The organism is Bradyrhizobium sp. USDA 3311, assembly GCF_054062495.1.
This window is the reverse complement of the sequence record NZ_JBSSFI010000001.1, coordinates 2,182,892-2,208,232: the sequence shown is the minus strand read 5'-3', so window position 1 is coordinate 2,208,232 and position 25,341 is coordinate 2,182,892. Positions and strand designations below refer to the sequence as shown.

Here is a 25,341-nt window from a genome sequence, read left to right as displayed (position 1 = left end):
AATCTCGCACTGCAATCTCTGGATTCCGGGTTCGCGACTTCGTCGCGCCCCGGAATGACGGTGCAAACGGCACCCGCGACGAGTAAACGCACGCATGTATCACTGGGACTTCGGCATTCTCTGGAGCTATCGCTGGCTCTTTCTCAACGGGCTCGGCGTCACCGTCGGCTTCACCGTGGTCATCGTGGTGCTCGGACTGGTGTTCGGCCTGTTCGGCGCGTTCGGCAGCCTGTCGCGCTTCAAGGCGGTGCGCCTCGTCGCCCTCACCTTCATCGAGGCGTTCCGCTGCACGCCGATCCTGGTGCAGCTGATCTGGTTCTATTACGCGCTGCCGATCCTCGCCGGCGTCGAGATGACGCCGATCACGGCCTCCGCGCTGGCACTCTCGCTCTATGGCGGCTCGTTCTATTCGGAGATCATCCGCGGCGGCATCGTCTCGATCGACAAGGGCCAGTCCGAAGCGGGTGCCGCGCTCGGCATGACCCCTGGCCAGGCGATGCGGCGCATCGTGCTGCCGCAGGCGATCAAGCGCATGATCCCGGCGCTGATGAACCAGTCGATCATCCAGTTCAAGAACACCTCGCTGGTCTCAGTGCTGGCGGTGCCTGACCTCGTCTATCAGAGCCAGGTCGCGGCCCATGACAGCTACCGGCCGCTGGAAACCTACACGGCGGTCGCGGTCGCCTATGCCGCGATCCTGATTCCGCTCACCATCATCGTCCGGCGCGGCGAGAAGCGACTGGCGGTCGGCGAATGAGCGACACTTCGAAGATCGAGATCCGCGCCTTACGCAAGAGCTTCGGCAGCAACGAGGTCCTGAAGAACATCAGCCTCGACGTCGCCAAGGGCGGCGTCGTGGCGCTGATCGGCCCGTCGGGCTCGGGCAAGTCGACGCTGCTCCGCTGCGTCAATCTTCTGGTGACGCCTGATGGCGGCAGCGTTCGCGTCGGCGATACACGCTTCCAGTTCGGCGAGGGCGCAAAGCTGCCCGACGTGAAGACACTTGCAAGATTCCGCGCCACCACCGGCATGGTGTTCCAGCACTTCAACCTTTTCCCGCACATGACCACGCTCCAGAACGTGATGGAGGGACCGGTCACGGTGCGCCGCATGGCCAGGGCCGACGCCGAGAAGCTCGCGCGTGCGCAGCTCGCAAAGGTCGGCCTTGCCGAGAAGGCGGACCAGTATCCGGCGACGCTCTCGGGCGGACAGAAGCAGCGCGTCGCGATCGCGCGGGCGCTGGCGATGGAGCCGGACGTGATGCTGTTCGACGAGGCCACCTCGGCGCTCGACCCTGAACTCGTCGGCGAGGTGCTCGCCGTCATGCAGCGGCTGGCCTCGGAGGGCATGACCATGGTGATCGTGACCCATGAGATCGCCTTTGCCCGCGAGGTCGCCGACCGCCTCATCTTCATGCGCGACGGTGTCGTCGTCGAGGAAGGCCCAGCGCGGCAGGTGATCGACAATCCCCAGGAAGCCGCGACGCGTGCCTTCCTCAGCCATTTCCACCGCACCGGCGCGCTGCCGCCGGCCAACGCAACATCCTGATGTCCGATATCAATCGCGTCTATCTCGTCACCGGTGCCGCCAGCGGCATCGGCCGCGCCACCGCAAGACTGCTCGCGGCGCCCGGCACCGCGCTGCTGCTGCACACGCGCTCCAATGCGGCCGGCCTCGATGCCGCTGCGGCGGAAGCCGAAGCGCAAGGCGCTGTGGTCGCAAAATGCCTCGGCGACCTCGCCGGGGAGGCCGCCGCCACCGACGCCGTCGCCGCTGCGCAAACCGCCTTCGGCCGGCTCGATGGGTTGATCCTCGTGGGCGGCCATGCCCGCCGCGGCAGCGCGATCGGCACGCCGGCGGATGAATTCCGCGCGGCGATGGACGAATCCGCGCTGGCCTTCACGCGCCTGGTCGACGCCGCGCTGCCGCTGCTGCGCGCCGGCCGCGACGCTCGGATCGTCGCGGTGTCGTCCTTCGTGGCCCACGCGATCCGCCCCGAGTTTGCGCCGTTCGCGGCAACGGCCGCCAGCCGCTCCGCTCTGGAGGCGCTGGTGCGGCTCACTGCGGTCGAACTCGCGAAAGACGGCATCACCGTCAACGCCGTCTCACCGGGCCTCATCGTCAAGGACAAGCCGAGCGAGAGCCGGCTGTCGCCCGAGCAGATCGCTGCGACCGAAGCGCTGATTCCGATGCGCCGCCGCGGGCGGCCGGAGGAAGTGGCCGAAATCATCGCCTTCCTGGCGTCCCCCAAAGCATCCTACGTCACCGGCCAGGTCTGGCACGTCAATGGAGGCCTGACATGACCGAAGCAACCGTCGAACGCATCAGGCTGTTCCTGATCGAAAGCCCGATCAAGATGGCGCGCCTGCAGGGCGTCGGCAACGTCAAGGGCACGGTGAAGCGCGTGCTGATCGAGCTCACCTCGAGCGACGGCGTGATCGGCTGGGGCGAGGCGGCACCGTGGGAGGTCTTCACGGGCACGCCGGAAGCCGCGTTCTCCGCGCTCGACATCTATCTGCGCCCGATCGTGCTCGGCAAGCCGGTGCGCCGCATCCGGGCGCTAATGGCCGAGCTCGACCGCGCGCTGGTCGGACATGGCGAAGCCAAGGTCGGAATCGAGATGGCGCTGCTCGACATCGTCGGCAAGTCGTCGGGGCTGTCGGTCGCCGACCTGCTCGGAGGCCGCGTGCGCGACACGATCCCGCTGTCGTTCTCGATTGCCGATCCGGACTTTCCCGCCGATCTCGAACGCATGCGAAAAATGGTTCCGGACGGCAATGTCATCTACAAGGTCAAGACCGGCGTGAAGCCGCACCGCGAGGATCTCGATCATCTTGAGGCAATCCGGAAGGAATTCGGCGACAAGGTCGACCTCCGTGTCGACTACAACCAGGCGCTGGCGCCGTTCGGCGCCATCAAGATTTTGCGCGATGTCGAGGAGTTTGCGCCGACCTTCATCGAGCAGCCGGTGCCGCGCAAATATCTCGACGTGATGGCGCAGCTCACCGCGGCGCTGGAAACGCCCGTGCTCGCCGACGAAAGCTGCTTCGACCGCCGCGACATGATGGAGGTGGTGCGACGCGAGGCGGCCGACGCCGTCTCGATCAAGCTGATGAAGGCCGGCGGCCTGTTCGAGGCGCAGGCGATCATGGCGATCGCCGACATTGCCGGCCTGCCCGGCTATGGCGGCACGCTGTGGGAGGGCGGCATCGGCCTTGCCGCAGGTACGCAGCTGATTGCGGCCACGCCGGGCATCTCGCTCGGCTGCGAATTCTACATGCCGCATCATGTGCTCACCGAGGACGTGCTGGAAGAGCGCGTCGCCAACCGCGCGGGTCACGTGGTGGTGCCCGACGGCCCCGGTCTCGGCATCCGCGTCAGCGAAGCCTCGGTCCGCGCCAATGCGCGGGTGCTCGCGGAGGCGTAGTTTCTGTCATTCCGGGGCGCGCAAAGCGCGAGCCCGGAATCCATAACCACAGGAAGAGGTGGTGGCGGGGGCTGGCAACTGCGTGTCCTCACCAAACTACTCCCTGTGGTTATGGGCCCCGGACCAGCGCTCCGCTTCGCTGCGCTTGTCCGGGGCGACGACCGTGTATGCAGTAGCGGCGGAGCCCCGATCCTTCCCCTATCGGAATCGGTATCGTATGGTCGGGCCCAACAAGCCCGTCCCACCGGGCCATCCGGAAAACCTTCATGTCCGAACCCGCCTGGTCGCTGCACTCCCGCCTGAAAGAGGACACCATCGACATCGGCGACCTGCCGTTGTCGAAGGTGCTGGTCATCAAGGACGCGCATTATCCCTGGCTGCTGCTGGTGCCGCGGCGCGTCGATGCGGTCGAGATCATCGATCTCGACGAGGTGCAGCAGGCGCAGCTGATGACCGAGATCTCCCGCGTCTCGCGCGCGCTGAAGGAGATCACCAAATGCGACAAGCTCAATATCGCGGCGCTCGGCAACCTCGTGCCGCAGCTTCACGTCCACATCATCGCCCGCCGCACCGGTGACGCCGCCTGGCCGCGGCCGGTCTGGGGCGTGATGCAGCCCTTGGCGCATGACGCCACAGAGGTGCAGAATTTCATCAGCGCGCTTCGCCGAAAAATCTGGTTGGGTTGAAAGAACAAGAAATGTCAGCATTCGACGCATTTCCGCTGGGGCAGCCGGCCTTCGTCACCAACATCCTCGACCGCGCGGCGCATCTGCGCCGCGATGACGAAAAGCTGTTCGCGCTGGAGCAGAAGCCGACCTCGCGCGCCTATGTCGTCCACCGCGACTCGCTGCTGGTGAAGCGCGAAGGCGAAAAAGTGCGCGCGCTGCTGGGAATCGACGAAGCGCTGAAATGCGGCGCCAATCCCGGCACGATCTTCTTAGGCTTACGCGACGGCGCCGCTGTGTTCGGCATGGGCCTGTCGCAGGCCGCCGCCGAGAAGCTGGTCGGCCGCGAGGACTACAGCCTCACCGAGCTGCGCGGCATGGCCATGCAGGGCGCGATTCCCCCCGACGAGCTTTCGGCGATCGCGATGGCGAAGTCGATGGTGAGCTGGCACCAGCGCCACGGCTATTGCGCCAATTGCGGCACGCGCAGCGCGATGAAGGAAGGCGGCTGGAAGCGCGATTGCCCTGCCTGCAAGGCCGAGCATTTTCCGCGCACCGATCCGGTCGTGATCATGCTGGTCGCCTCCGGAGAAAAATGCCTGCTCGGCCGCCAGAAGCAGTTTCCGCCGGGCATGTTTTCCTGCCTCGCCGGCTTCGTCGAGGCCGCCGAGACCATCGAGGACGCGGTGCGCCGGGAGATCCTCGAAGAATCCGGGATCCGCTGCACCGACGTGCAGTATTACATGACGCAGCCGTGGCCCTACCCGTCGTCGCTGATGATCGGCTGCAGCGCGCGGGCGCTGAACGAGGACATTGTCGTCGATCATTCCGAGCTGGAGGATGCGCGCTGGTTCACGCGCGAGGAGGCGGCACTGATGCTGACGCGGACGCATCCCGACGGGCTCGCCGGCCCGCATCCTTTCGCCATCGCCCATCATCTGCTCGGCCGCTGGGTGCACGACAAGAGCGGCGCTTGAGCTGAGGCCAGCGATGGCCGGGACCGCGCCGCGCATCCTCTGCATCGGCATTCCCGTGCGCGACCTGACCTTTCGCCTGGAGGCCGTGCCTGCGCGCGGCAGCAAGGCGAATGCCACGCATTTCGCCGAGATCTGCGGCGGCAACGCGCTCAATGCCGCGATCGCGATGGCACGGCTTGGCGGCCGCGTCTCGTTCGCGGGTCCCATGGGCGATGCGCGGGAGACGTCGAGCGGCTTCATTCTCGAACGGATGGCGCAGGAAGGCATCGACATCGGCCATATCGTGCGCATGCCAGGCCTGACGACGCCCGTCTCCGCGATCATGATCGAGCCCTCCGGCGAGCGGACACTCACGATCTATCGCGATCCCGGCCTGTGGAGCGTGGAGCTGCCCGATGCCGACGCCCTGCTCGCCGATTGTCGGGCGGTCCTCGTCGAAAGCCGCTGTGCAGGGTTCGCGACCTCCCTCTGCGCCGAGGCACGCCGGCGCGGCATTCCCGCCGTCGTCGGCGTGGACCGCGCGATGTCTTTGCAGGACGGCCTGCTCACGGCGGCCTCGCATCTTCTGTTCGCCAGTGAACAGGTGCAGGAGACTGCCGGCATCGCCGACGACGGCGAAGCATTGCGGCACCTGGCGAGGTTGACGTCGGCCTTCCTCGCCGCCACACGCGGTCCCCTCGGTACGATCTGGCTGAACGATGCAGGCGAGCTTGAGGAGACACCGGCCTTCCCGGTTCAGGCGGTCGATACGCTCGGCGCCGGCGACGTCTTCCATGGCGCCTTCACGCTTCGCCTGGCCGAGGGTGCGGTGGTACGGGAGGCGCTGCGATTCGCCGCGGCTGCCGCAGCGCTGAAATGTACCCGCCATGGTGGCGGCCTGGCTGCCCCGCAACGCGTTGAAGTTGAAAGGCTTTTAGACGGACCGCCAGCGAGGGCGCCGGGCGGGTCGCCAAGATTATAGGCTTGTCGTGGAAAGATTTTCTCTATATCAGGGAAATCGACCCCTATAATGAAACAAAGTTCTTCAAATGACTGACCTCGCCGTCCAGATCCCCGAGACCAGCCGCCGCCTCGACGCCATCGACCGCAAGATCCTGATGGTACTCCAGGAGGATGCCTCCCTGTCCGTCGCCGAGATCGGCGATCGTGTCGGCCTGTCCTCGACCCCCTGCTGGAAACGCATCCAGCGGCTGGAGGCCGACGGGGTGATCCTGAAACGGGTCGCCCTCGTCGACCAGAACAAGATCGGGCTCGGCATCTCCGTGTTCGTCTCGGTCGAGAGCTCCGATCATTCCGACGCCTGGCTCAAGAAGTTCGCCGAGGCCGTCAGCGCCATGCCCGAGGTGATGGAGTTCTACCGGATGGCCGGCGACGTCGACTACATGCTGCGCGTCGTGGTCGCGGACATGCAGGCCTATGACGTGTTCTACAAGAAGCTGATCAGCGCCGTGCCGCTGAAGAACGTCACCTCGCGCTTCGCGATGGAGAAGATCAAGTCGGTCACCGCGCTGCCGATTCCGGCGGTGGTGGCGGCTTAGAGCTCACCACACGAAAAGTGTCATCGCCCGGCTTGACCGGGCGATCCAGTACTCCGAGACGCCTGCGATTGAACCGGGAGGCCGCGGCGTACTGGATGCCCCGCCTGCGCGGGGCATGACGCAGTGCATGTGGTGATACCGGCCCCTCTCAGATCGTCTGATTGTACGCGCCGACTTCGGGATGCGTGCGCAGCACGCTGTTCACCATCTCGAACATGTCGTGCATGCGCTGCTCGGAGACCGGGCTCTCGACCACGACCACGAGCTCGGGCTTGTTGGAGGAGGCGCGCATCAGGCCCCAGCTGCCGTCTTCCACCGTGACGCGCACGCCGTTGACGGTGACGAGATCGCGGATCGCCTGGCCGCCGATCTTGGCACCCTTGGCCTGCAAGCCTTCGAAATGCTTCACCACGGCGTCGATGACGCCGTATTTGACCTCGTCGGCGCAATGCGGCGACATGGTCGGCGACGACCAGGTTTTTGGCAGCGCGTTCTTCAGGTCGGCCATCGACTTGCCGGGGGCACGGTCGAGCATATCGCAGATCGCAATCGCCGAGACCAGGCCGTCGTCATAGCCGCGTCCATACGGCTTGTTGAAGAAGAAGTGGCCCGACTTCTCGAAGCCGGCGAGCGCACCCGTCTCGTGGGTGCGGCGCTTCATGTAGGAATGGCCGGTCTTCCAATAGGTGGTCTTGGCGCCCTGCTTCTGCAACACCGGATCGGTGATGAAGAGGCCGGTCGATTTCACGTCGACGATGAACTGCGCGTCCTTGTGGATCGCCGACATGTCGCGCGCCAGCATCACGCCGACCTTGTCGGCGAAGATTTCCTCGCCGGTGTTGTCGACGACGCCGCAGCGGTCGCCGTCACCGTCGAAGCCGAGGCCGACATCGGCCTTGTGCTGCAGCACCGCGTCGCGGATCGCGTGCAGCATCTCCATGTCTTCAGGATTCGGATTGTATTTCGGGAACGTGTGGTCGAGCTCGGTGTCGAGCGGGATCACCTCGCAGCCGATCGCCTCCAGCACCTGCGGCGCGAATGCGCCCGCGGTGCCGTTGCCGCAGGCCGCGACGACCTTGAGCTTGCGCGTCAGCTTTGGTCGGCTGGTGAGATCGGCGATGTAGCGCACCGGATAATTCTCGTGGAATTGATAGGAGCCGCCGACCTTGTTCTTGAAATCGGCGTTGAGCACGATCTCTTTGAGCCGCGTCATCTCGTCCGGGCCGAAGGTCAGCGGGCGGTTGGCGCCCATCTTCACGCCGGTCCAGCCATTGTCGTTGTGCGAGGCCGTGACCATCGCGCAGCAGGGCACGTCGAGATCGAACTGCGCGAAATAGGCCATCGGCGTCACCGCGAGCCCGATGTCGTGCACCTTGCACCCCGCCGCCATCAGGCCGGAGATCAGCGCATATTTGATCGAGGCCGAATAGCCGCGGAAGTCATGGCCGGTGACGATCTCCTGCTTGACGCCGAGTTCCGCGATCAGTGCGCCCAGCCCCATGCCGAGCGCCTGGATCCCCATCAGGTTGATTTCCTTCTGGAACAGCCAGCGCGCGTCGTATTCGCGAAAACCCGTAGGTTTCACCATCGGCTCGGATTCGAAGGCGTAGGTGTTGGGCAACAAGACGGATTTCGGCTTGGGAAACATTGAGACGGTCTCGTGAAGAAGGGGGGCAGGATTTGATGCAGCCTTAGCGAATGCCAGGCCGCAGCGGAAGGCGGGAATGGCAGCTTGTGGCTTATAATTGCGGCAGTTTAGCAACGGGGGAAATCTGACCGCGAGAGCGGTCGAAACAACGACGCTTTTTGAAATATACGGTCGCAGGAGCCTTTGGGAGGCTCTTACTGCTCCAGCACCATCTGCCCGTTGGCGTACTCAAAACGCTTCAGCCGGGACAGGAAGGAGAGGCCGAGCAGGTTTTCCGACAGCGCCTCGTCCGGCAACACCATGGCGTCGACGTCGCGCACGACGAGGCCGCCGACCTCCAGCATGGCGATGCGGGTGCGCGCGGCCTTGATGGTGCCGTTGGCGGTGGAGACGGTGGCGTTGTACTCGCCGCGCGAGGGACGCAGGCCGAAGCGGGCGGCCGAGGTCTCGTTCAGCGCAACGACGGAGGCGCCGGTGTCGACCATGAAGCCGATGCGCTGGCCCTCGATCCGGCCCTCGGTCTGGAAATGGCCACGGCCGTCGCGGCCAATGGCGAGGCTGCGGCCACCGGCCGGCGCCGTGGTTGCGACCGCGACCGTCGGGCGCGGCGCTGACGTGGCGGAAGCGGAGCTCATCCTGTCCGCCATCTGCGCCATGAAGGTGCCGAGGCCGATCATGATGGCCGCGAGGATCATTATGTTACGCATCACACCACTTCCGAGCCGGAAAGCTCGATTTCACCACGCGACACGACCGTCCGCGAGCGACGCCGCGGCCGGGCCAGTGCCATTTTGACGAAAAGGATGAGCGGACGGTTAATGCGGGTTCGTGATTTCTCAGGTGCCGCGCGGTTTGACCCGCCGGGTCGGCAATGCATTCGCCGGATCTTCCGGCCAGGGATGGCGCGGGTAGCGGCCGCGCAGGTCGGAGCGTACCGCGGCGTAGCTGCCGCGCCAGAAACCGGGGAGATCGCGCGTCACCTGCACCGGGCGCTGCGCCGGCGACAGCAATTCCAGCACCAGCGGCACCTTGCCGGCCGCGATCGACGGATGGGTGTTGAGGCCGAACAACTCCTGGAGCCGCACTGCGATGGTCGGCCCCTGCTCGGCCTCGTAGTCGATCGCGAGCACGGTCCCGGTCGGCGCCTCGAAATGCGTCGGCGCCTCGCGGTCGAGCCGTGCGCGCATCTCCCACGGCAACAGCGCCATCAGCGCATCGGAGAGATCGCCGGCGGAGATATCCTTGAGCGCTATCTTGTCGTAGAGCGCGGGCACCAGCCAGTCGTCGCGCCGCGCGATCAGCCCGTCGTCGGACAGGTCAGGCCAGCTGTCGCCTTCGGCCTTGCGCAGGAACATCACGCGGTCGCGCCATTGCTTGGCCGCCTTCGACCAGGGCAACCGGTCGAGGCCCGCGGCGATCAGACCATCCGCGAAGATGCGCGCGGTCTCCTCCGACGGCGACACAGCCAGCGTAGCTTCAGAGAGCGTGATCGCATGCAGCGCGCGCTTGCGCCGTGCACGCAGCGCCATCGCGCCCCGATCGAACGAGATCTCGTCAACGGTCTCGATATGCTCGGCGAAATGCCGCTCGATGTCGTCCTCGGTGATTTGCGCGGCGAGCAGGATGCGGCCGCTCGCCGCCGTGCCCGTCATTTCGCCGATCGCGATATAGGGCGCGCGGGCGAGCGACGAGGTCTGCTCGACGGCGGCGCCGCGACCGTTGGCGAGCACGAAACTGCCGTTGCCGCGATTGCGCGCGACGCGGTCCGGGAAGGCGTAGGCGAGCATCAGGCCGGTCGAGAGATCTTCCTGCGGCCCCTCCTGTTCTGACGCCGCGACCTGCGAGGCCCAGCGCCGGGCAAGGTCGCGCGCACTCGATGCGCGCGCCGAGCGGTCGCGGCGGAACTGGTCGCGCCGGTGCTCGAGATCGGCGCTGTCGCCGCCGAGCCCGCGCTCGGTGAGGATCGCCGCAATCTCGGCGGCGTCTCCGCCCGCGCCGGCGCGATGCGAATCCACGATCATGCGCGCCAGCCGCGGCGGCAATGCCAGCGCGCGCAGGCTCTTGCCCTCCGCGGTGATGCGGCCGTCGCCATCCAGCGCATTGAGCTCGCTGAGAAGGCTCTTGGCTTCCTTCCAGGCCGGCTGCGGCGGCGGGTCGAGGAACGACAGCGCGGCGGGGTCAGTGACGCCCCATTGCGCCAGATCGAGCACCAGCGAGGACAGATCGGCGCTGAGGATTTCGGGCTGGGTGTAGGGCGCGAGCGACGCCGTCTGCGGCTCGTCCCAGAGCCGGTAGCAGACGCCCGGCTCGGTGCGGCCGGCGCGGCCGCGGCGCTGGTCAACCGCGGCGCGCGAAGCGCGCACGGTCTCGAGCCGGGTCAGGCCGATATCAGGCTCGTAGCGCGGCACGCGGGCAAGACCGGAATCGACCACGATGCGGACGCCTTCGATGGTGAGCGAGGTCTCCGCGATCGAGGTCGCCAGCACCACCTTGCGCGTGCCCTTCGGCGCGGGCGCAATGGCGCGATCCTGCACGGCGGCATCGAGCGCGCCGAACAGCGGCACGATCTCGATACTGGCGTCCTGGACGCGCTCGCCGAGGAAATTCTGGGTGCGGCGGATTTCAGCGGCGCCGGGCAGGAACGCCAGCACCGAACCGCCATCGGCGCGAAGCGCCGAGGCGATCGCATCCGCCATCTGCCGCTCGATCGGCGCGTCCGCCTTGCGGCCGAGATAGCGCGTCTCGACCGGAAAGGCGCGGCCCTCGCTTTCGACGACGGGCGCCTCACCGAGCAGCTTTGCGACGCGGGCGCCGTCGAGCGTTGCCGACATCACGAGAATGCGCAGATCCTCGCGCAGGCCGGTTTGCGCGTCACGCGCCAGCGCAAGGCCCATGTCGGCGTCGAGCGAGCGCTCGTGGAATTCGTCGAACAGGACGGCGGCAACGCCGGAGAGCTCGGGATCGTCCATGATCTGGCGGGTGAAGATGCCTTCGGTCACGACCTCGATGCGCGTCGCGCGCGATATTTTCGAGCCGAAACGGACGCGGTAGCCGACGGTCTCACCTGCCCGCTCGCCGAGCGATTTGGCCATGCGATCGGCGCTGGCGCGCGCCGCGATGCGCCGCGGCTCCAGCACGATGATCTTCTTGCCCTTGGCCCAGGGCGCATCGAGCAGCGCCAGAGGCACGCGCGTGGTCTTGCCGGCGCCGGGCGGGGCCACCAGCACGGCCGCATTGTGTGCCTCGAGCGTGCGCGACAAATCGTCGAGCACGGCATCGATCGGGAGGGGCGTGTCGAAGCTGCGGGGCAAAGGTCTCGGTCCGTCATCACCCGCGAAGGCGGGTGATCCAGTAAACTCAGGTCCCAATCATCACGAAGATCGGGGTTACTGGATACCCCGCCTTCGCGGGGTATGACAATCGTGTGTCGCTATCAGCCCTGCGCCGACGGACGGCCGACGCTCTCGTAGGTGAAGCCGGCGGCGCGCATGTCTTCGGGGCTGTAGATGTTGCGGAGGTCGACGACGACGGGCTGCGCCATGACGCTCTTCAGCCGGTCGAGATCGAGGCCGCGGAACTGCACCCATTCGGTGACGACAACCAGCGCATCGGCGCCTTGCGCACAGGAATAGGCGTCCTCGCAATAGGTGATGCTGGGCAGCTCACCCTTGGCCTGCTCCATGCCGACGGGATCGAAGGCCTTCACCTTGGCGCCCATGTCGATCAGGCCGGTCACCAGCGGGATCGACGGCGCATCGCGCATATCGTCGGTGTCGGGCTTGAAGGTGAGGCCGAGCACGGCGATGGTCTTGCCGCGCAGCGAGCCGCCGAGCGCCTGGCTGACCTTGCGCGCCATCGCGCGCTTGCGGTTCTCGTTGACGGCGAGCACGGATTCGACGATGCGCAAGGACACGTCGTAGTCCTGCGCGATCTTGATCAGCGCCTTGGTGTCCTTCGGGAAGCACGAGCCGCCGAAGCCGGGACCTGCATGCAGGAACTTGGTGCCGATGCGGTTGTCGAGGCCAATGCCGCGCGCGACCTCCTGCACGTTGGCCCCGACCTTTTCGGAGAGATCGGCGATCTCGTTGATGAAGGTGATCTTGGTCGCGAGGAACGCGTTGGCGGCGTATTTGATCATCTCGGCGGTGCGGCGCGCCGTGAACATCAGCGGCGCCTGGTTCAGCGACAGCGGGCGATAGATGTCGCTCATCACCTTGCGGCCGCGCTCGTCGGAGGTGCCGACCACGACGCGATCGGGGAACTTGAAGTCGCGGATCGCCGCGCCCTCGCGCAGGAATTCGGGGTTGGAGGCGACGACGACGTCGGCGTTGGGATTGGTCTCGCGGATGATGCGCTCGACCTCGTCGCCGGTGCCGACCGGCACGGTCGACTTGGTCACCACGACGGTGAAGCCCGACAGCGACTGCGCGATCTCTTTCGCGGCGGCGTAGACGTAGGACAGATCGGCGTGGCCGTCACCGCGGCGCGACGGCGTGCCGACCGCGATGAAGACGGCATCGGCGTCCGCGACCGGCTTCGACAGGTCGGTGGTGAAGTCGAGCCGCTTGGCCTTGACGTTGGTCGCGACCAGCTCGTCGAGCCCGGGCTCGTAGATCGGAATCTCGCCGCGATGGAGCCCCGCGATCTTCTTCTCGTCCTTGTCGACGCAGGTGACGTCGTGACCGAAATCCGCAAAGCAGGCTCCGGACACCAGTCCCACATAGCCCGTTCCGATCATCGCGATTCGCATGAGAAACCCTGTCTTGGCTTGGTTAACGAAACCCCAATGCGGGGCGGTTTAGCATTTTCCCGATGGAAGGGAACAGTCTGCGAGCAAAAACCGGCACGCGAATTGAACCGGTAAAGAAGTCGTAAGCCGCAAGGCCCCACACTGCATCACGCCCGCACAGAGCCGGGTGGAACACGCCTCGAAACGGGACACCATGGCACCATCAGGCACAATCCCTGGGAACGGGGGCGTTAACGCCCCTTCTGCCGCACGTGTCGACTGGGTCGACTATGCCAAGGGCATCTGCATCGTCATGGTCGTGATGATGCATTCGGTGCTGGGGGTCGAGCTCGCCGCGGGCGAGACCGGTTTCATGCATGTCGCCGTGGCCTTCGCAAAGCCGTTCCGGATGCCGGATTTCTTCCTGATTTCGGGCCTGTTCCTGTCATTGGTGATCGACCGCGACTGGCGAACCTATCTCGACCGCAAGGTGGTGCATTTCGCCTATTTCTATGTCGTCTGGGTGACAATCCAGTTCGGCTTCAAGGCGCCCGCCTTCGCGGCGGAGACGAGCTGGCGCGAGGTCGGCCTCTTGTACCTCGAATCCTTCATCGAGCCGTTCGGCACGCTCTGGTTCATCTACCTGCTGCCGGTCTTCTTCGTCGTCACAAAACTGACACGGCGCGTCCCGCCGTTCGCAATCTGGCTGATCGCCGCGGCGCTGGAGACGGCGCGCATCGCGACCGGCTGGACCGCGATCGACGAGTTCTGCGCGCGCTTCGTCTATTTCTATTCGGGCTATCTGTTCGCGCCTTACGTGTTCGCGCTGTCGGATCGCGCGCGCAGCCAGCCTGGGCCTGCACTCGCAGCGCTCGCGACCTGGGCGCTGATGAATGCCGGCCTTGTCGCGTATGGGGCCAGCGAATGGAAGGTCGTCTCGCTCCTGCTCGGCTTTGCAGGCGCCTGCGCCATCATCACGATGGGCACGCTGCTCGCGCGCGCGCAGTGGCTGAACTTCTTCCGCTTCTGCGGTGAGCACTCGATCGTGATCTATCTCGCCTTCTTCCTGCCGATGGCGGCAACGCGCACGCTGCTGCTGCGCACCGGCGTCATTCCTGATATCGGCACGGTGTCGCTGATCGTCACCATCGCCGGCGTGCTTGGATCGCTCGCGATCTGGCAGGCCGCCCTGCGGCTCGGTGCCGATTTCCTGTTCGAACGGCCGGATGCGTTCTGGATCGCGCCGAAGAAGGCGGGTGTGCGGTTGCAGGCGGCGGAGTAGCTGCACTCTCGGTGTCGTCGCCCGGCTCGAACGGGCGACCCAGTACGCCGAGACGCCAGTGATTGAGCCGAGAAGCCGCGGCGTACTGGATTCCCCGCCTTCGCGGGGAATGACTGTGGGGATGCGGCGAATGACAGCGGGGGATAGTCGCGCCGTCAGCCCAAAAATCCCCCTCCCAAGGCTGTCAAAGCCCGCAAAAATTCATACATTGCGGCCATGCCCAAGACATCCCCGAAGACCACCGCCAAAGCTGACACCAAGGCTGCCGCGCCCAAGACGGCCGCCGACAGCAAATCCGCTGCGACAACTGCTGCCAAACCGGTGGCGGCGAAGGCGGCCGGCAAGGGCGACCATGTCTTCCTGGTCGACGGTTCCTCCTACATTTTCCGCGCCTATCACGCGCTGCCGCCGCTGAACCGCAAATCCGACGGTCTTCAGGTCAATGCCGTGCTCGGCTTCTGCAACATGCTGTGGAAGCTTTTGCGCGACATGCCAGCCGACAACCGGCCGACGCATCTGGCCATCGTGTTCGACAAGTCGGAGGTCACCTTCCGCAACAAGATCTACCCCGAGTACAAGGCGCACCGGCCGCCGGCGCCCGACGATCTGATCCCGCAATTCGCGTTGATCCGCGAGGCCGTGCGCGCCTTCGACCTGCCCTGCCTGGAACAAGGCGGCTTCGAGGCCGACGATCTGATCGCGACCTATGCGCGGGAGGCCAGCGACCGCGGCGCCACCACGACCATCGTGTCCTCCGACAAGGATCTGATGCAGCTCGTGAACGACAGGATCACGATGTACGACACCATGAAGGATCGCCGGATCGGCATTCCCGAGGTGATCGAGAAATTTGGCGTTCCACCGGAGAAGGTGGTCGAGGTGCAGGCGCTCGCCGGCGATTCCACCGACAATGTGCCGGGCGTGCCCGGCATCGGCATCAAGACCGCGGCGCAGCTGATCGTCGAATATGGCGACCTCGAGCAGCTCCTGTTCCGCGCGACCGAAATCAAGCAGCCGAAGCGGCGCGAGGCGCTGATCGAGAATGCCGAAAAGGCGCGGATCTCGCGCAAGCTGGTGCTGCTCGACGACAAGGTCGAGCTGGAGGTGCCGCTCGACGACCTCGCCGTCCACGAGCCCGACGCGCGCAAGCTGATCGCCTTCCTGAAGGCGATGGAGTTCTCCACGCTGACGCGCCGCGTCGCCGACTATTCGCAGATCGATCCCGCCAATGTCGATGCCGATGTGGCCAACAGCAGCGAGGCCCGCGGCGGCGACAGCGCGGCCAGGACGACCTCGTCCGCGACGTCCGGCGATCTCTTCGCCGCTCCTGCGGTTACGGCAACGGGCGGCGACAAAGGCGGCAAGTCGGCCAGCATCAAGGGCGCGCCGATCTCGCTCGCCGCCGCGCGCGAAGAGGCGCTGCGCAAGCTTCCGGTCGACCGCGGCAAGTACCAGGCGATCAAGACGCTCGCCGAATTGAACGCCTTCATCGCGCGCATTCACGATGCCGGCCATGTCGCGATCGAGATCAGGGCGAACTCGATCGATCCGATGCAGGCCGATCTCTGTGGCGTCGCGCTGGCGCTCGCGCCGAACGATGCGTGTTACGTGCCGCTGGCGCACAAGCAGTCCGGCGGCGGCGCCGGCCTGTTCGATGCCGGCCTCGCGCCCGATCAGGTCAAGCATGCCGACGCGATCGACGCGTTGCGGCCGGTGCTGGAATCATCGGGCATCCTCAAGATCGGCTTCGACGTCAAATTCACCGCCGTCATGCTGGCGCAGCACGGCATCACCTTGCGCAACACCGACGACGCCCAGCTGATCTCTTATGTGCTCGACGCCGGCCGCGGCTCGCACGGGCTGGAATCGCTCGCCGAGCGCTGGTTCGGCCACGCCATGCTGAAGGCGGGCGAGCTGCTCGGCAGCGGCAAGGGCAAGATCACGTTCGACCAGGTCCCGATCGACAAGGCCGCGCCGCTGTCAGCGGAAGGCGCCGACATGGCCTTGCGGGTCTGGCGCGTGCTGAAGCCGCGCCTTGTCGCCGAGCACATGACGACGGTCTATGAGACATTGGAGCGGCCGCTGGTCGCGGTGCTCGCGCGCATGGAGCGGCGCGGCATCTCGATCGATCGCCAGGTGCTGTCGCGTCTCTCCGGCGACTTCGCCCAGACCGCGGCCCGCGTCGAAGCTGAGATCCAGGAGATCGCGGGCGAGCCGGTCAATGTCGGCAGCCCCAAGCAGATCGGCGACATCCTGTTCGGCAAGATGAGCCTGCCGGGCGGCACCAAGACCAAGACCGGCGCATGGTCGACCACCGCACAGGTGCTCGACGAGCTCGCCGAGCAGGGCCACGACCTTCCGAAGAAGATTCTGGAGTGGCGCCAGGTCTCGAAACTCAAATCGACCTACACCGACGCGCTGCCTGAATACGTCAATCCGCAGACCCATCGCGTGCACACGACTTACGCGCTGGCCGCGACCACGACGGGCCGGCTGTCGTCGAACGAGCCGAACTTGCAGAACATCCCGGTGCGCACCGAGGACGGCCGCAAGATTCGCCGCGCTTTCATCGCGACGCCCGGGCACAAGCTCGTGTCCGCCGACTATTCGCAGATCGAATTGCGGCTGCTGGCCGAGATCGCCGACATCCCCGTGCTGAAGCAGGCGTTCCGCGACGGTCTCGACATTCACGCCATGACCGCCTCGGAAATGTTCGGCGTGCCGATCAAGGGCATGCCGAGCGAAATCCGCCGCCGGGCCAAAGCGATCAATTTCGGCATCATCTACGGCATCTCGGCGTTCGGCCTCGCCAACCAGCTCGGCATCGCGCGCGAGGAGGCGTCGGCCTACATCAAGAAGTATTTCGAGCGCTTCCCCGGCATCCGCGCCTATATGGACGAGACGCGGGACTTCTGCCGGAGCCACGGCTATGTCACGACGCTGTTCGGCCGCAAGTGCCACTATCCTGATATCAAGGCGTCGAATGCCTCGGTGCGCGCCTTCAACGAGCGCGCCGCGATCAACGCGCGTCTTCAGGGCACCGCCGCCGACATCATCCGCCGTGCCATGACGCGGGTGGAGGACGCACTCGCCGAGAAGAAACTCTCGGCGCAGATGCTGCTCCAGGTGCATGACGAATTGATCTTCGAGGTGCCGGACGCCGAGGTCGAGGCGACGCTGCCGGTCGTGCAGCACGTCATGCAGGACGCGCCGTTCCCGGCCGTGCTGCTGTCCGTGCCGCTGCATGTCGATGCACGCGCGGCGAAGAACTGGGACGAGGCGCATTGACGGCTCTTCACCTCGGCTCACTTGCGCTTCGCTGACGCCACAAACACGGTGTCGTCCCGGCGAAGGCCGGGACCCATAACCACAGGATCGAGTTGGGCGAAGATTGCCCACTACGATCCCGCACCACACTTCTCCCTGGGGGTATGGGTCCCGGCCTTCGCCGGGACGACGCCAGAGAGACACGCACTGAATCGAATTGTCCTCCGAGCAATTGCGCGATGGCCCGGCGGCGCGGCGCATATTAGAACCACCGCATCTCCTGCACCGGTTCTCCCATGCCCCACACTTCCGCGCTGCTCGGCTTCGCTCTCGTCTGCCTCGGCCTCGTGCTCACGCCGGGACCGAACATGATCTACCTGATCTCGCGCTCGATCACGCAGGGGCCGGCGGCGGGCATCGTCTCGCTCGGCGGCGTGGCGCTCGGCTTCGTGTTCTACATGCTGTGCGCGGCGTTCGGCATCACGGCGCTGCTGCTCGCCATTCCGTTTGCCTATGACGCGCTGCGCTTCGCCGGTGCCGGTTATCTGCTGTGGCTGGCATGGCAGGCGGTGAAGCCGGGCGGGCGCTCGCCGTTCCATGTGAAGACGCTTTCGATCGACAGCCCGCGCAAATTGTTCGCGATGGGCTTCGTCACCAACCTGCTCAACCCGAAGATCGCGATGCTGTATCTGGCGCTGCTGCCGCAGTTCATCGATCCCGCAGCCGGCAGAGTGCTGACGCAGTCGGTGGTGCTGGGCGCGATCCAGATCGCGATCAGCGTCAGCGTGAATGCGATGATCGCGCTCGCGGCAGGTTCGATCGCGCTGTTCCTGGCGAACCGGCCGAGCTGGATGCTGGTGCAGCGCTGGCTGATGGGCACGGTGCTGGCCGGGCTTGCGGTCAGGATGGCGGTGGAAGCGCGGAAGGTGTGATTGGCTTTCTTCCTTCTCCCCTTGTGGGAGAAGGTGGCGCGAAGCGCCGGATGAGGGGTTGCTTCCCCGAGCACAGATGCGGATGAGTTCGTGGAGACAGACCCCTCGCCCGTCTCGCCGCTACGCGGCGAGCCACCCTCCCCCACAAGGGGGGAGGGAAAAAGGCCCAATCAATCCAGCTTCGCGTCCATGCCCCGCTTCACCGCAGGCCGCGCCATCAGGGCCTCGTACCAGCGCTTGACGTTGGGGAAGTCGGCCAGCTCAACCTTGTGGCGTGGATGGCGCCAGGCCCAGCCCAGGATGGCAAAATCGGCAACCGAGAGGTCGCCGGCGACGAAGTCGCGGTCCGCCAGCCGGCGGTCGAGCACGCCGTAGAGCCGGCGGGTTTCGGCCATGAAGCGCTTCAGGCCGTAGGCGCGGTCCTGCTCGTTCTCGAGCGCGATGAAATGATGCACCTGGCCGGGCATCGGGCCGAAGCCGCCCATCTGCCACATCAGCCATTCGTAGACCGGGATACGACCCGCGAGCGATTTCGGCAGGAATTTGCCGGTCTTTTCGCCCAGGTAGAGCAGGATCGCACCGGATTCGAAGATGCTGACGGGCTTGCCGTCCGGCCCCTCGGGGTCGACGATCGCAGGGATCTTGTTGTTGGGGGAGAGCTTCAGGAACTCCGGGGCCATCTGCTCGCCCTTGGTGATGTTCACCGGGATCACCTTGTAGGGCAGCCCCATTTCCTCCAGCGCAACCGAGATCTTGCGGCCGTTTCGGCGTGTTCCAGGTGTGCAGCTCGATGGTCATGCGTCGTTTCCTTCCCCAAAAGGCATGAGCCCCCACCTACTCCAGAAGGTTGCGACCCCACAACCGGCGGTCCGGGATGGCCGATCGTCGGCCGATCCCTGTTGACTGGACCTGTCCCCTCTGGAATGTCGCGGCCGTCGCGGATAAATTCCGCCACTTCCAAAAACGCTCCCGAGGGACCGCCGTGTCGAAATCAGCCTCCCGCGCCCGCCTGTTCGAAATCATCCGCCGGCGCTCCTTCGGCCGCGGCGAGGTGACGCTCGCGTCGGGCCGCAAGAGCGATTTCTACTTCAACCTCAAGCCGACCATGCTCGACCCGGAGGGCGCGACACTGCTCGCCGAGCTGACCTATGAGGCGCTGAAGGACGACAATCTCGATTTCATCGGCGGGCTCGAGATGGGCGCGGTGCCGCTCGCCGGCGCGCTGGCGCAAATCTCCTGGATCAAGGGCCACCCGATCGCGGCGTTCTTCGTGCGCAAGAAGCCGAAGGAACACGGCGCCAAGCTCGCGATCGAAGGCCTGCCCAGGGGCGAGACGCTCCAGGGCAAGCGCGTCGTGATCGTCGAGGACGTCACCACGACAGGTGGCTCGGCGATGAAGGCGGTGGAATCCGTGCGTGAGACCGGCGCCGAGGTGGTGCTGGTGCTGACCATGGTCGACCGCGAGGAAGGCGCCACCGACACCTTCGGTGCGGCCGGCCTGCCGTTCCGCTCGCTCTACAAGGCGTCGGAATTCTTGAAGGCGTGACGACTCTTCCTCCTCGCCCCGTTCTTACGGGGCCGCGACGAGCTTCGCTCGCGCTGACGGTTGGGGTGAGGGGCCACCCTCCACGGGTAAGATGGCCGCGAGACCTGTCCCCCCTCACCCGGATCGCAAGAGCGATCCGACCTCTCCCCGCAAGCGGGGAGAGGTGACCTCAACCGCTCATTTACCATCCCGCCTTATGGTGAATCCTGTGCTGAGACCTCGCGGGTCGCGGCCGGTTCAGTAGCGTCGGGTGGAGTAAGCGTTGCGTACAGTCATGTCCCATGCGCGCCGGCGGCGTCGCGCGATGCTTGTGGCCGCCATCCTGGCAGCCCCGCTGCTTGCAGCTCCCGCCCCGGTTTCGGCCGAAGGCCTGTTCGACTTCTTCTTCGGCGGCATGCAGCAGCAGCGGCCGCAGCGCGAGGTGCCGCAGCAGGCGAGCTCCTACGCCGATCCCTTCACCGGCCAGCAGAATCCCGCAACCCCGCAATATGTGCCACCGACACGTTCAGCGGCCGCCGGCGGCTCGGGCCCGGCGTTCTGCGTGCGTAGCTGCGATGGCAAATATTTTCCGCTGATGCGCGGCCTCGCCTCGCCGGCGCAGATGTGTCAGGCGTTCTGTCCTGCCAGCGCGACAAAGATTTATTTCGGCTCCTCGATCGACGGCGCCGCGTCGCAGACCGGCGAGCGCTACGCCGACAGCGAGAACGCGTTCGCCTATCGCAAGGCGCTGCGCGCGGACTGCACCTGCAACGGCCGCGAGCCGGTCGGCCTCGCCCCGGTCGATCTCGCGCTGGATTCTTCGCTGAAGGCCGGCGACGTGATTGCCACCTCCGACGGCCTCGTCGCCTATACCGGCATCCGTGTTGGCAACGACCAGACCGCCGACTTCACCCCGGTCGCCTCCTATCCCGGCCTCACCGCACAGGTCCGCGCGCGCCTCGGCGAGATGAAGGTGGCCCCGGTGCGCGCAGAGACGGTGGCAGCAGATGCGCCGGCGGCGGAGACCGTGCGCGAGACGCTGCCTGATGTGACGGTGCCGAAGACGCAGGCGAAGCCGGCGAAGCGGGCAGGACTGGATTAGGACCCAACTATAACCAAGCCGTCGTTGCGAGGAGCACTTGCGACGAAGCAATCCAGAATCCCTCCGCGGAAGGATTCTGGATTGCTTCGCTACCGCTCGCAATGACGGAGGGTGCGGCGTCACCTCCCGATAATCACCCCGATCACATTCGGCGCCGCCAGATATTTCTCCTCGATCGCCGCCCGCGCGGCGGCGCGGTTTTCCTGGGTCAGCAGGCCGCGCTTCTCGGCCAGGATCATCCAGCAGAAACCCCACCAATCGGTCAGCATGCCCTGATCGCCAACGAGGTCATAGCCCTGCTCGGCCGCGAAGATGCGCGCATGCGCTTCGTCCAGCGTGTCGAGAAACAGGTGGTCCTCGACCGAGAACAGGTCGTCGCTGATGTCGTCGATGGTGTAGCCCCAGATCGACTGGCACACCGCGTTGAACTCGCGGTCGAGCTGGTCGTCATCGATCCTCTGGCGCCGCGCCGCCTGATGCAGCCGCGACAGCGAGCGCGCGAAATCGGCGATCCGGGTGAGGGCAAACTGGTCGAAGGCAATGGTGGACATGTAGTCCTCGCAAAGTCTGGCAGACGCTAGATATTGTGTCGGCAACGCGCCGAATCACAATGATATATCAAAGACTTGCTAAAGTGTTCTTAATTTGTTCTGATGCTGAAGGATTGGTTGTTGAGATCGTCGTCCTGGCGAAAGCCAGGACCCATTACCCCGGTCAGCGTTGCCTTTGCGAGCTTGAGCCATGAGCGCAGGCAGCTACTACGTCTACATCCTCGCAAGCCGCCATCACGGGACGATCTATATCGGCGTGACCAACGACATCCGCACGCGGCTTGAACAACATCGCTCGGGCCGCGGCTCCAAGTTCGTGCAGAAGTACAATATCTTCCGTCTCGTTCACGTCGAAGCGTTCGCGACGCCGCAGGAAGCCATCGCGCGCGAGAAGCAGCTCAAGTTCTGGAAACGGGACTGGAAGATCAAGCTGATCGAACAAGAAAATCCTGATTGGAATGACCTGTCGGGCCTTCTCTGACAGTCGGGGTAATGGGTCCTGGCTTTCGCCAGGACGACGTTGTGGTGAAAGCTGGCGCGAAGGCGACACCGAAATCTTCGCCGGGACGACGATGGGGAAGCAGTTTCCGCTTCCCTCCCCTCCCCCTCAATTCACCGCCGACACCAACCTGTCCCCGCACGCATTCGCATAAAACTTGCCGCCGCATTGGCGCTTGATGGCGGCGCAGCGTTGTGCGGGTGTTGCGTTTTGCGGGAGCGAGAAGCCGCAGCTCAGGCCATCAGCGCTACGGCCCTTGCCGGCGGCGAAGGCGGCGCTCGAGGAGGCGATGCAGATGACAAGGAGCGCTGCAGCAGCGATTTCAATCAGCAGCCTCATGGGGCGTCTCCTCCACACTGATGGCTGAATTAACCGCCACACTAGCACCAAATCCACGTTCTCCGTGCTCGTCCGGGTTCCCAAATCGGCCCGTTCCTTGCATAAATTTGCGCCAGCGCAGTGCACGGCCGCACCGGCGATAGTTCCGGTGCAGAGGCAAGACGCGTAGGGTTAGTGGTGTTTCTGTCGACCAGGAAGTGACGGCCTTGCAAGATCAATCGTTCCAGCCAAACTTTCCCGCCCCCGACCAGCCCATCGACGAGCTCGCGCTGGCTGAGATCAAGGGCGCGATTCTGGCGAAGCTGCGCCTTGCCATCGGCAAGGACGCCGGCATGGCGACCAAGCACGACTGGTACCAGGCCGCGGCGCTCGCGCTGCGCGACCGCATCGTGCATCGCTGGCTCACAGCCGAGAAGCACAGCTACGACGCGGGGCGCAAGCGCGTCTATTATCTCTCGCTCGAATTCCTGATCGGCCGCCTCTTCACCGATGCGCTCAACAATATGGGGCTGCTCAAGATCTTCGAGGTCGCGCTCGGCGACCTCGGCGTATCCCTGCCCGAACTGCGCAAATGCGAGCCGGATGCCGCGCTCGGCAATGGCGGTCTCGGGCGGCTTGCCGCCTGCTTCATGGAGAGCATGGCAACGCTCTCGATCCCGGCGATCGGCTACGGCATCCGCTACGATTACGGCCTGTTCCGCCAGATCATCAACCAGGGCTGGCAGCAGGAATATCCGGACGAGTGGCTCGGCTTCGGCAACCCCTGGGAATTGCAGCGGCCGGAAGTGATCTACAACATTCATTTCGGCGGCGGCGTCGAGCATGTCGACGACAAGGGCCGCGACCGCGCGATCTGGCATCCGGGCGAGACCGTGCAGGCGATCGCCTATGACACGCCGATCGTCGGCTGGCGCGGCCAGCACGTCAATGCGCTGCGGCTGTGGTCGGCACGCTCGCCCGATCCGCTGAAGCTCGACGCCTTCAACAAGGGCGACTACGTCAGCGCCAGCGCCGAGCAGTCGCGCGCCGAAGCGATCTGCAAATTCCTCTATCCGAACGACGAGAGCCCGGCGGGCCGCGAGCTGCGGCTGCGCCAGGAATATTTCTTCGTCTCGGCCTCGCTCCAGGATCTGGTCAAGCGGCATCTGTCGTCCGACGGCCAGCTTCGCAGCCTGTCGTCGAAGGTCGCGGTCCAGCTCAACGACACCCATCCGAGCCTCGCCGTCACCGAGCTGATGCGGATCCTGGTCGACCTGCACAATTTCCGCTGGGACGAGGCGTGGAAGATCACGGTCGCAACGCTGTCCTACACCAACCACACGCTGCTGCCCGAGGCGCTCGAGACCTGGCCGGTCGAGCTGTTCGAACGCCTGTTGCCGCGGCATCTGGAGATCATCTACCGCATCAACGTCCAGCATCTGGCGCTCGCCGAGGCGCGCGCGCCCGGCGACATCGACTTCCGCGCCTCGGTCTCGCTGATCGACGAGAAGAGCGGCCGCCGCGTGCGCATGGGCCAGCTCGCCTTTGTCGGCTCGCACCGCATCAACGGCGTCTCCGCGATGCATTCGGACCTGATGCGCGAGACCGTGTTCCACGATCTCAACCATCTCTATCCCGGCCGCATCACCAACAAGACCAACGGCATCACCTTCCGCCGCTGGCTGATGCTGGCAAACCCGAAGCTGACCGACCTGTTGCGCGAGACCTGCGGCGACGCCGTGCTCGACGATCCGACGCAGCTCTCGCTGATCGAGGCGCGCGCCAGCGACGTCGAATTCCAGAAGAAATTCCGCGCCGTCAAGCATCACAACAAGACGGCCCTGGCGCGGCTGATCGGCGAGCGGCTCGGCATCAAGGTCGATCCGGGCGCGCTGTTCGACGTGCAGATCAAGCGCATCCACGAATACAAGCGCCAGCTGCTCAACGTCATCGAGACGGTCGCGCTGTACCAGTCGATGAAGGACGATCCCAACGGCAACTGGGTGCCGCGGGTGAAGATCTTCGCCGGCAAGGCGGCGGCGAGCTACAAATACGCCAAGCTGATCATCAAGCTGATCAACGACGTCGCCGAGGTCGTCAACAACGACCCCGCGATCGGCGGCAAGCTGAAGGTCGTCTTCCTGCCCGACTACAATGTCAGCCTCGCGGAGGTGATCATTCCCGCGGCCGACCTGTCCGAGCAGATCTCGACCGCCGGCATGGAAGCTTCCGGCACCGGCAACATGAAGCTGGCGCTGAACGGCGCCATCACCATCGGCACGCTCGACGGCGCCAATATCGAGATCCGCGACCATGTCGGCAACGAGAACATCGCGATCTTCGGCATGGAGGCCGGCGACGTCATGATCCGGCGCAAGCAGGGGCTGGATGCCTCCGACGTGATCCGCAGTTCGCCAAAGCTCCAGCGCGCCATCAACGCGGTCGGCGCCGGCGAGTTCTCGCCCGGCGATCCCGGCCGTTTCGAATCCATCGCGCATGCGCTGCGCTATCTCGACCATTACATGGTCAGCGCCGATTTCGATTCCTACTACGAGGCGCAGCGCGCGGTCGATGCGCGCTGGCAGGTGGCGCCGGCCTGGACCCGCGCTTCGATCCTCAATGTCGCGCGCATGGCGTGGTTCTCCTCCGACCGCACCATCCGCGAATATGCCGAGGAGATCTGGAACGTGCCGGTCAATCCGACCACGCCGCTGCTGCCGGACCTGCGCGACGCCGCAGGCTGATTTTCCGCAGTGTGAAATCGGCGTTACCTGCGAGGTTATTGCACAGCCAGGCAATGGCTGTGGTATGACGACCGTCATTCCGGGGCGGCTCGCAGAGCCGAACCCGGAATCTCGAGATTCCGGGTTCGATGCTTCGC

21 protein-coding genes and 1 pseudogene are annotated in these 25,341 nt (G+C 65.5%); 15 read left to right on the top strand and 7 right to left on the bottom strand.

All coding sequences use genetic code 11. The annotated features are described in order from the left end of the window. Nucleotides 1–94: 94 nt before the first annotated feature. From ACVWW6_RS10375 to ACVWW6_RS10340, 8 genes are all read left to right on the top strand, one after another. Nucleotides 95–757, top strand: coding sequence for an amino acid ABC transporter permease (locus ACVWW6_RS10375; RefSeq protein ID WP_027547482.1), 663 nt, complete (start codon nt 95–97; stop codon nt 755–757). Next, nucleotides 754–1,548, top strand: coding sequence for an amino acid ABC transporter ATP-binding protein (locus tag ACVWW6_RS10370; protein WP_011090841.1), 795 nt, complete (start codon nt 754–756; stop codon nt 1,546–1,548). The genes ACVWW6_RS10375 and ACVWW6_RS10370 overlap by 4 nt, the downstream gene beginning before the upstream one ends. Beyond that, on the top strand, nt 1,548–2,303 hold the full coding sequence (locus tag ACVWW6_RS10365; protein ID WP_456680662.1) for an SDR family NAD(P)-dependent oxidoreductase: 756 nt from the start codon (nt 1,548–1,550) through the stop codon (nt 2,301–2,303). Before ACVWW6_RS10370 ends, ACVWW6_RS10365 begins: the two co-directional genes overlap by 1 nt. Beyond that, complete coding sequence (locus ACVWW6_RS10360; protein ID WP_304549114.1) at nt 2,300–3,427, top strand: muconate cycloisomerase family protein; 1,128 nt, start codon at nt 2,300–2,302, stop codon at nt 3,425–3,427. The genes ACVWW6_RS10365 and ACVWW6_RS10360 overlap by 4 nt, the downstream gene beginning before the upstream one ends. Nucleotides 3,428–3,693: 266 nt before the next feature. After that, nucleotides 3,694–4,113, top strand: a complete 420-nt coding sequence (locus ACVWW6_RS10355; RefSeq protein ID WP_304549115.1) for an HIT domain-containing protein — start codon at nt 3,694–3,696, stop codon at nt 4,111–4,113. 11 nt (nt 4,114–4,124) lie between these two features. Then, nucleotides 4,125–5,069, top strand: coding sequence for an NAD(+) diphosphatase (gene nudC, locus ACVWW6_RS10350; protein ID WP_304549116.1), 945 nt, complete (start codon nt 4,125–4,127; stop codon nt 5,067–5,069). A 13-nt stretch (nt 5,070–5,082) separates the two neighbouring features. Beyond that, nucleotides 5,083–6,030, top strand: coding sequence for a sugar kinase (locus ACVWW6_RS10345; protein ID WP_304549117.1), 948 nt, complete (start codon nt 5,083–5,085; stop codon nt 6,028–6,030). Between the two features lie 67 nt (nt 6,031–6,097). Beyond that, nucleotides 6,098–6,607, top strand: a complete 510-nt coding sequence (locus tag ACVWW6_RS10340) for an Lrp/AsnC family transcriptional regulator (protein ID WP_011090847.1) — start codon at nt 6,098–6,100, stop codon at nt 6,605–6,607. A gap of 148 nt (nt 6,608–6,755) precedes the next feature. Here the strand turns inward: ACVWW6_RS10340 and ACVWW6_RS10335 are convergent, their stop codons facing one another. The 4 genes from ACVWW6_RS10335 to ACVWW6_RS10320 all read right to left on the bottom strand — a co-directional run bounded on the left by ACVWW6_RS10335 (nt 6,756) and on the right by ACVWW6_RS10320 (nt 13,005). Continuing rightward, nucleotides 6,756–8,255 carry a phosphomannomutase/phosphoglucomutase gene (locus ACVWW6_RS10335; RefSeq protein WP_304549121.1) on the bottom strand — a complete coding sequence of 500 codons (1,500 nt, stop codon included), beginning with the start codon at nt 8,253–8,255 and terminating at the stop codon, nt 6,756–6,758. Nucleotides 8,256–8,449: 194 nt separating this feature from the next. Further along, nucleotides 8,450–8,962, bottom strand: a complete 513-nt coding sequence (locus ACVWW6_RS10330) for a TIGR02281 family clan AA aspartic protease (protein WP_304549123.1) — start codon at nt 8,960–8,962, stop codon at nt 8,450–8,452. A 129-nt stretch (nt 8,963–9,091) separates the two neighbouring features. After that, nucleotides 9,092–11,566, bottom strand: coding sequence for an ATP-dependent helicase HrpB (gene hrpB / locus ACVWW6_RS10325; protein WP_456680661.1), 2,475 nt, complete (start codon nt 11,564–11,566; stop codon nt 9,092–9,094). Between the two features lie 122 nt (nt 11,567–11,688). Then, nucleotides 11,689–13,005, bottom strand: coding sequence for a UDP-glucose dehydrogenase family protein (locus tag ACVWW6_RS10320; RefSeq protein WP_456680660.1), 1,317 nt, complete (start codon nt 13,003–13,005; stop codon nt 11,689–11,691). Nucleotides 13,006–13,198: 193 nt separating this feature from the next. On the opposite strand from ACVWW6_RS10320, the gene ACVWW6_RS10315 reads away from it, so the two are divergent. From ACVWW6_RS10315 to ACVWW6_RS10305, 3 genes are all read left to right on the top strand, one after another. Next, entirely contained in the window at nt 13,199–14,266 is a 1,068-nt protein-coding gene (locus ACVWW6_RS10315) for an acyltransferase family protein (protein WP_456680659.1), read from the top strand. A 216-nt stretch (nt 14,267–14,482) separates the two neighbouring features. Continuing rightward, nucleotides 14,483–17,554 carry a DNA polymerase I gene (polA, locus tag ACVWW6_RS10310; protein WP_456680658.1) on the top strand — a complete coding sequence of 1,024 codons (3,072 nt, stop codon included), beginning with the start codon at nt 14,483–14,485 and terminating at the stop codon, nt 17,552–17,554. 275 nt (nt 17,555–17,829) lie between these two features. Next, nucleotides 17,830–18,465, top strand: coding sequence for a LysE family translocator (locus ACVWW6_RS10305; RefSeq protein ID WP_456680657.1), 636 nt, complete (start codon nt 17,830–17,832; stop codon nt 18,463–18,465). A gap of 170 nt (nt 18,466–18,635) precedes the next feature. On the opposite strand, the pseudogene ACVWW6_RS10300 reads toward ACVWW6_RS10305, so the two are convergent. Next, nucleotides 18,636–19,263 (bottom strand): annotated as a pseudogene (locus ACVWW6_RS10300) (glutathione S-transferase family protein). 184 nt (nt 19,264–19,447) lie between these two features. Here ACVWW6_RS10300 and pyrE point away from each other — a divergent pair. Together pyrE and ACVWW6_RS10290 are read left to right on the top strand one after the other, a co-directional pair. Continuing rightward, the gene (gene pyrE, locus ACVWW6_RS10295; protein WP_027547500.1) at nt 19,448–20,011 is read left to right on the top strand and encodes an orotate phosphoribosyltransferase; all 564 of its coding nucleotides are present in this window, start codon (nt 19,448–19,450) and stop codon (nt 20,009–20,011) included. Nucleotides 20,012–20,315: 304 nt separating this feature from the next. Further along, the gene (locus ACVWW6_RS10290; protein WP_456683147.1) at nt 20,316–21,092 is read left to right on the top strand and encodes a DUF2865 domain-containing protein; all 777 of its coding nucleotides are present in this window, start codon (nt 20,316–20,318) and stop codon (nt 21,090–21,092) included. Between the two features lie 119 nt (nt 21,093–21,211). On the opposite strand, the gene ACVWW6_RS10285 is transcribed toward ACVWW6_RS10290, so the two are convergent. Continuing rightward, nucleotides 21,212–21,643, bottom strand: a complete 432-nt coding sequence (locus ACVWW6_RS10285; protein WP_011090858.1) for a hypothetical protein — start codon at nt 21,641–21,643, stop codon at nt 21,212–21,214. A gap of 190 nt (nt 21,644–21,833) precedes the next feature. Here ACVWW6_RS10285 and ACVWW6_RS10280 point away from each other — a divergent pair, with 190 nt between their 5' ends. Then, a complete protein-coding gene (locus tag ACVWW6_RS10280) occupies nt 21,834–22,124 on the top strand; it encodes a GIY-YIG nuclease family protein (RefSeq protein ID WP_028176047.1) in 291 nt (96 codons plus the stop codon). Nucleotides 22,125–22,250: 126 nt separating this feature from the next. Here ACVWW6_RS10280 and ACVWW6_RS10275 read toward each other — a convergent pair whose 3' ends face one another. Next, a complete protein-coding gene (locus tag ACVWW6_RS10275) occupies nt 22,251–22,481 on the bottom strand; it encodes a hypothetical protein (RefSeq protein WP_060910020.1) in 231 nt (76 codons plus the stop codon). Nucleotides 22,482–22,687: 206 nt separating this feature from the next. Here ACVWW6_RS10275 and ACVWW6_RS10270 point away from each other — a divergent pair, with 206 nt between their 5' ends. Then, nucleotides 22,688–25,204 carry a glycogen/starch/alpha-glucan phosphorylase gene (locus ACVWW6_RS10270; RefSeq protein WP_038967714.1) on the top strand — a complete coding sequence of 839 codons (2,517 nt, stop codon included), beginning with the start codon at nt 22,688–22,690 and terminating at the stop codon, nt 25,202–25,204. Nucleotides 25,205–25,341 lie beyond the last annotated feature (137 nt).